6 protein-coding genes are annotated in these 6502 nt (G+C 70.2%); 1 reads left to right on the top strand and 5 read right to left on the bottom strand.

Annotated elements, in window-relative coordinates; genetic code table 11:
* Nucleotides 1-147: 147 nt before the first annotated feature.
* The 4 genes from gatC to ligA all read right to left on the bottom strand — a co-directional run bounded on the left by gatC (nucleotide 148) and on the right by ligA (nucleotide 4752).
* The gene (gatC, locus tag ACFPZL_RS08460) at nucleotides 148-468 is read right to left on the bottom strand and encodes an Asp-tRNA(Asn)/Glu-tRNA(Gln) amidotransferase subunit GatC (RefSeq protein WP_218114142.1); all 321 of its coding nucleotides are present in this window, start codon (nucleotides 466-468) and stop codon (nucleotides 148-150) included.
* A 78-nt stretch (nucleotides 469-546) separates the two neighbouring features.
* Nucleotides 547-1515: a linear amide C-N hydrolase gene (locus ACFPZL_RS08455; protein WP_218114141.1), complete on the bottom strand. Its 969-nt coding sequence runs from the start codon at nucleotides 1513-1515 to the stop codon at nucleotides 547-549.
* Between the two features lie 9 nt (nucleotides 1516-1524).
* A complete protein-coding gene (locus ACFPZL_RS08450) occupies nucleotides 1525-2124 on the bottom strand; it encodes a DNA-3-methyladenine glycosylase I (RefSeq protein WP_218114140.1) in 600 nt (199 codons plus the stop codon).
* Between the two features lie 228 nt (nucleotides 2125-2352).
* Entirely contained in the window at nucleotides 2353-4752 is a 2400-nt protein-coding gene (gene ligA / locus ACFPZL_RS08445) for an NAD-dependent DNA ligase LigA (protein ID WP_218114139.1), read from the bottom strand.
* A gap of 232 nt (nucleotides 4753-4984) precedes the next feature.
* Between ligA and mnmA the strand changes: the two genes are divergently transcribed.
* The gene (mnmA, locus tag ACFPZL_RS08440; protein ID WP_218114138.1) at nucleotides 4985-6154 is read left to right on the top strand and encodes a tRNA 2-thiouridine(34) synthase MnmA; all 1170 of its coding nucleotides are present in this window, start codon (nucleotides 4985-4987) and stop codon (nucleotides 6152-6154) included.
* 3 nt (nucleotides 6155-6157) lie between these two features.
* Here the strand turns inward: mnmA and ACFPZL_RS08435 are convergent.
* Nucleotides 6158-6502: aminotransferase class V-fold PLP-dependent enzyme (locus ACFPZL_RS08435; protein ID WP_382335091.1), on the bottom strand; the 345-nt coding region annotated here is incomplete at its 5' end.

Genomic DNA, 6502 nt, shown 5'->3' with positions numbered 1-6502 from the left:
GTGCAGGAAGGCGTGGAGATCACCGTCTACTGCGGCGACGCGGTCGAGGTGCGCCTGCGCGGCGTCGACGGCGGAGACGGTGCCCGCGGCCAGCTCGGCGGCCAGCTCGGCGGCGGTGAGGTGGATCAGCTCAGTCACGCTAGCCCCCTACTGCTCTTCGCCCAGGATCGACGAGACGCGGAACATGCCGTCAGCGGCTTCGGGCGCGTTCGCGAGAGCCTGGTCCAGCGTCAGCACGTCGGCGATCTCGTCCGGCCGGGTCACGTTGGTGATCGGAATCGGATGACTCGTCGCCGGGACGTCGTCGCCCGCGACCTCGCTCACCTTGGCGATGCTGGTGAGGATGGAGCCGAGCTCGCTCGTGAGCGAGTCGACTTCGGCGTCGGTGAGGGCGATCCGTGCGAGACCCGCGAGATGCTGCACGGTCTCGACCGTTATCTCGCTGCTCGCCGCACTGCTTTCAGGCATGCTGCTCCGTCGAAGGTGGGGGCGGATGAACCCCACCATCCTACCGAGTGCAGACGCCGCGCGGATCGCCCACGGTGCTCAGCGCGGCCCGTCCTCGCGCGCGAAGCGCGCGGAGATGTCGCCGGCCAGCGCCATATCGTTCTCGGTCGCGAGCACGCGGTCGGGGCCCGGCTCGAAGGAGACCTCCCCGAGTTCGACCCAGCACACGCTCGGCGATGTCGTCGACTCGAAGAAATAGCGCCGATCCTTGAGGTCGGCGACCGTCCGCCAGCGCGTGGTCGAGACGTTCGGGCGCGCCGCGTCGACGGTGCCGAAGGGGGCCGAGGCGTTGCGGATCACGCTGAACACCTGGGCCGCGGCTTCGCGCGGAGACTCGGTGGCCGGGAGCTTCGCCGAGTAATAGGCCGCGCGCGCGAAACGATCCGGCGAGTCGGTACCGCCGGGGAGCGGCTCGTCTCCGCCGAGGCCCGCGTAGCGGTGCTGCAGCGCGAGTTGCTCTTCATAGGGCGGCGAGTTCGCCATGACGGTGTACTCCGGCCCGTGGTGGATCTCCGTGCGCCCGTCGACGAACTCGACGATCGCCGAGTCTCCGCTGCGGTCGGCCAGCGCGATGTGCCCGGTGCCCGGCTTGCCTCCGATGTCGAGCGGGATCACCTGCACCCCGCTCTCCTCGATCCAGGCGACGGCATCGGCCACTGCGGCGAAGCGATCGAGGAACGACTGGATCGCCTGCTCGAGCGCCAGGCCCGGGCGCGATGGGTCGCGCCGTCCGTAGTCGGACTCCGAGAGATAGAGCCCGCTCACCTGCAGGCCGGCCTCGTTGATCCCGTCGACCGGGATGCGGCCGTACATGAGCGCCACGACGCTCCCGTACTCCGCGATCCAGACGAAGCTCGCGGGGTCCCCTGGAGCACTCGTCCGTTCGGTCCCCCGCGGCCGCACGGCGAGCGCGGTGCTCGTCGGCTCGAACCAATCCATGCTCCGGCCGACGAGCACGCTGCCCGCGCCTGGAGCGCCTGCGGATGACCAGACGAAGCGAGTGCACATGCCCGAATGCTATCTGCGCGTGCCGTCGGCCCGCCAGAGTCCGGAGCATCCCCGGCGATGGCTGTCCACGAGGTGCGCGTCGACGATGCCGATGGCGCTCATCAGCGCGTACACGGTGGTCGCCCCGACGAAGGCGAAGCCTCGCCGCTTCAGTTCTGCGGCCAGTGCGTGCGACTCTGGCGAGGTCGTCGGCACCTCGGCGTCGTCGCGCGGCGCCGGTGAGCGATCCGGTTGGTGGCTCCATACCAGCTCGCTCAGCGACTCACCGGCGTCGTGCAGCCGCAGCACCGCTCGCGCATTCTCGATCGTCGCCAGTATCTTGCGGCGGTTGCGGATGATGCCGGCATCGCTCATGAGCCGTTCGACGTCGGTACCGTCGAAGGCCGCCACCCGACCTGGATCGAAGCCGGCGAACGCCGCGCGGAACGCCTCGCGCTTGCGCAGGACGACGAGCCAGGAGAGCCCCGATTGGAACGCCTCGAGGCTCAAGCGCTCGAAGATCCCGGCATCGTCGGTGACCGGCATGCCCCATTCGTGATCGTAGTACTCGGTGAGCAGCGGGTCGGATTCGGCCCAGCGGGCGCGCACCGGAGTCGTCGTTCGGTTCATCTCGATTCCTCTCTGGCCCGTGTTCCTCCTCCCCGAGCAGGCCCTTGGAACCAGCCTAAACAGCGGGAGCGGCGCGCGAGTGCCGGATGCGGGAATTGTGGATAACTCGTCGGGAGCCTCAAGATCCGAGCATCGTGAGCGCCGGATCGACGCCCCGGCATCGGGCGGCGCAGTACTCTCGCGGCGCGCTGCCCCGCAGGACGAGCCCGGGGGCACGGGCGCCGTGCGTCAGGGCGCCGTGTCCAGGTCCAGCCCGCTCGGGCCGACGGTCACGAGCACCGCGAACTGAGCGGCGTCGAGCACGGGGATGCCGAGGTCTTCGGCCTTCGCGAGCTTCGACCCCGCGCCGGGACCCGCCGCGACGAAGTCGGTCTTCTTCGACACGCTCGAAGCCGCTTTGCCGCCGGCACGGATGATCGCCTCCTTCGCACCGTCACGGGTGAACCCGTCGAGGGAGCCCGTCGCGACGACGGTCAGTCCCGCGAGCACGCCGCCCTCGGCCACCGCCGCGCCCGGCCCCGGATGCCCCGGCGTCTCCCATTGCACGCCCGCCGCAGCCCAGCGATCCACGATCTCGCGGTGCCAGTCCACCTCGAACCACTCCCGGAGCGACTCCGCGATGATCCCCCCGACGCCTTCGACCTCGGCGAGTTCCCCGGGAGTCGCCGCACGGATCGCCTCGAGCGAGCCGAACCAGTCGGCCAGCGCGCGCGCGGCGACCGGACCCACGTGGCGGATGTTCAGCGACACGATGAGCCGCCACAGCGGCTTGCTCTTCGCCCGCTCGAGCTCGGCGAGGAAGGTCTCGGCGTCCTTCGACGGCAGTAACGTGCGGTGATCCTTGCGGAACCCGGCCTTGCGCCGCTCGGCGGCCGTCAACCCCTTGGCTTCGGGCGGGTACCCGACCACGATCCGCTGGAACGGGGCCCGCCGCACGAATTCGCCCGTCTCGGGATCGGTCTTCCGCTCCCCGGTCTCGGGATCCCGCACGATCACTTCGATCGGCACCAGCTGCTCCAGCGTCAGCTCGAACAAGCCGGCCTCGGTCTCCAACGGCGGAGTCGAAGGCGTCTCCGGCTGGGTGAGCGCCGCCGCCGTGATCTCCCCCAGCACCTCGATGTCGAGCGCGCCGCGCGACCCGATGTGCTCGACCCGGCCGCGCACCTGCGCCGGACACGCCCGCGCGTTCGGGCAACGGAGATCGATGTCGCCCTCCTTCATCGGGCGCAGCGCCGCACCGCATTCCGGGCACTCGCTCGGCATCCGCCACTCGCGCTCGCTCCCGTCGCGACGTTCGACGACGGCGCCGAGCACCTCGGGGATCACGTCACCGGCCTTGCGGAGCACGACGGTATCGCCGATCAGCACGCCCTTGGCGCGGACGACCTCCTGGTTGTGCAGCGTCGCCTGACTCACCGTGGAGCCCGCGACATGCACCGGTGCCATCACCGCGTAGGGGGTCGCGCGTCCGGTACGGCCGATCCCGATCCGGATGTCGAGCAGTTCCGTGTGAACCTCTTCCGGCGGGTACTTGTAGGCGATCGCCCATCGCGGCGCCCGGCTCGTCTGCCCGAGCTCGGCGTGCAGTTCGAGCTCGTCGATCTTGACGACGATCCCGTCGATCTCGTGCTCCACATCGTGCCGGTGCTCGCCGCGATCCTCGATGAAGCCGACCACTTCGTCGACCGAATCGAACACCCGCGAATGCGGCGAGACGGGCAGCCCCCACTCGGCGAGCATCCGATAGGCATCGCTCTGGTTCTCGAAGTCGGGGTGCTGCCAGGCGCCGATGCCGTGGACGTACAGCGAGAGCCGGCCGAGCCGATCCCGCATCAGCTCGAGCTCGCGCTCGTTCTTCTTCTCCGCCCGTTGGCGCAGGCTGCCCGCCGCGGTGTTGCGCGCGTTGGCGAAATCCGGGTAGCGCACCGGGATACGGTCCTCAGGTACGCCCTTCGCCGTCTGCTCCGCGGCGAACTCGGCTTGCAGCTGCCGCTGCCGCGCGTTCAACGCGGCGAAGTCGGTGCTCGCGAGGAACACCTCGCCGCGGGCCTCGAAGAACTCGGGGATGGCTGCGCCTCCCGGCGCCCCCGCGTCGAGCCGTGCGGGAATCACGGGGATGAATCGCACGTTCTCGGTGATATCTTCGCCGACGCGCCCGTCGCCGCGGGTCGTCGCAGTCTCGAGCACCCCGTTGCGATAGGCCAGGCTGATGGCCAGTCCGTCGATCTTCAGCTCGCTGAGCCAGCGCACCTCTCGGCCCGCGGCAGCGCGGGCCTTCTCCGCCCATTCCCGGAACTCGTCGAGCGAGAACACGTTGTCGAGACTGAGCATCCGCTCGGCGTGCTCGTGCTCGGGGAAGCCGGCCGAAACGACGGCAGCGCCGACCTCCTGGGTCGGGCTGTCCTGCCCGACGAGTTCGGGGAACTCCCGCTCGATGGCCTCGAGCCGATGGAACAGCTCATCGTATTCGGCGTCGGAGACGAGGCTCGTCGCCTCCGAATAGTAGGCCGTGCGATAGCGCTCGATATCCGCGGTCAGGCGTTCCGCCTCGGCTCGGGCGGTTTCGAAGTCTGCGGGCAGTTCGGGCGAGGTGTTCACATCCACGATTCTAGGATCGGCCGCCGACATCGTCGCGCTCCTTCCTCTTCCTCTTCCCCTTTCCGCGCCGGCTCGTGCACCGCCCGGCTCCGCTCCGCGTGCCGCCCCACGTGCCGCCGCTCATCCTCCTCTGCCCCAGCACTTCGGGCGGATATCGCAGTTCCGGCTGAGGATTCCCGCGTCGACGACCAGCCCGAACTGCGATCTCAGCCGGAACTGCGGGAAATGCGGCCCCGCGGGCCACCGCGCGTAGACTGTGCGGGTGAAGATCTTGGCGGCGATGAGCGGAGGCGTGGACAGCGCCGTCGCCGCGGCCAGAGCGGTCGAGGCCGGCCATGACGTCGTCGGCGTGCACCTGGCGTTGAGCCGGATGCCCGGCACGCTGCGCACGGGGTCCCGCGGCTGCTGCACGATCGAGGACGCGATGGACGCGCGCCGCGTCGCGAACCTCCTCGGCATCCCGTTCTACGTCTGGGATTTCAGCGAACGATTCGCGGCGGACGTGGTCGACGACTTCGTCGCGGAGTACGAGGCGGGCCGTACGCCGAATCCGTGCCTGCGCTGCAACGAGAAGATCAAATTCGCGGCACTGCTCGACAAGGCGATCGCACTGGGCTTCGACGCCGTCGCGACGGGCCACTACGCGACGCTGGTCGACGGACCGGGCGGCCGCGAGCTCCACCGCGCGAGCGCCTGGGCCAAGGATCAGTCCTACGTGCTGGGCGTCCTCACCGCGGAACAGCTCGCCCACTGCTACTTCCCGCTCGGCGACACGCCGTCGAAGGAGCTCATCCGCGCGGAGGCCGAGGAGCGCGGCATCCAGATCGCCCGCAAGCCCGACAGCCACGACATCTGCTTCATCCCCGATGGCGACACGCGCGGCTGGCTGAACGAGAAGCTGGAGCGCGCACCGGGCGACATCGTCGACGAATCCGGTGCCGTGGTCGGCCGGCACGACGGCGCGCGCGGCTATACGATCGGTCAGCGCCGCGGTCTCGCGATCGGGCACCCCGCGCCCGACGGGAAGCCGCGCTACGTCCTCTCGATCCGCCCGGTGTCGAACCAGGTGGTCGTCGGCCCCAAGGATCGGCTCGCGATCGGCCGCATCGCCGGGGGTCGGTTCAGCCTCACCGGAGACCCGGGACTCGACCTCGCCGAACCCTTCGACTGCGAGGTGCAGATCCGCGCCCACGCGGATCCCGTCCCCGCGACCGCGCGACTCGCCCGGATCGACGAGGCTCGGAGGACCGAGCAGCATCGGGCCGAAGCGACCCACGAGATCGTGGCCGACATCGATCTGGAGCACGCCGAACCGCTGCTCGGCGTCGCCCCCGGGCAGAGCGCCGTGCTCTACATCGGCAGCCGGGTGCTGGGCCAGTTCACGATCGACCGCGCGCTGCCCGTCGACGACGGTCGCACCGCATCCGCCTGAGCGTCAGACCAGGCCCGCCGCCCGAGCCCGTTCGACCGCTCCCGGCAATGCGTCGAGGAAGGCCTCGACCTCGTCTTCGCGGGTCTCGAAGCCGAGGGTGATCCTGAGCGCCCCCCGCGCCTCGGCCTCGGGGATGCCCATGGCGAGCAGCACGTGGGAGGTCTCCATGACGCCTGCCTGGCAGGCGGAACCGACCGACGTCGAGATGCCTGCCGCGTCGAGCAGGAACACGAGCGAATCGCCCTGGCAACCGGGGAAGGTGAAGTGCGCGTTCCCGGGCACCCGCGCCCCGGGCGTCCGCGGGTCGGCGCCGCGCAGCACCGCGTCCGGCACCGTCTCGCGCACGCC

Source organism: Leucobacter soli (genome assembly GCF_042659205.1).
GTDB classification, from domain to species: domain Bacteria; phylum Actinomycetota; class Actinomycetes; order Actinomycetales; family Microbacteriaceae; genus Leucobacter; species Leucobacter soli.
The sequence above is the reverse complement of the archived record's forward strand: the minus strand, read 5'-3'. Positions and strand labels throughout refer to the sequence as shown.

Excerpts from the sequence above, each read along its gene's own strand:
- gatC (WP_218114142.1), bottom strand. The coding sequence starts at position 468 with ATGCCTGAAAGCAGTGCGGCGAGCAGCGAGATAACGGTCGAGACCGTG.
- ACFPZL_RS08455 (WP_218114141.1), bottom strand. The coding sequence starts at position 1,515 with ATGTGCACTCGCTTCGTCTGGTCATCCGCAGGCGCTCCAGGCGCGGGC.
- ACFPZL_RS08450 (WP_218114140.1), bottom strand. The coding sequence starts at position 2,124 with ATGAACCGAACGACGACTCCGGTGCGCGCCCGCTGGGCCGAATCCGAC.
- ligA (WP_218114139.1), bottom strand. The coding sequence starts at position 4,752 with ATGTCGGCGGCCGATCCTAGAATCGTGGATGTGAACACCTCGCCCGAA.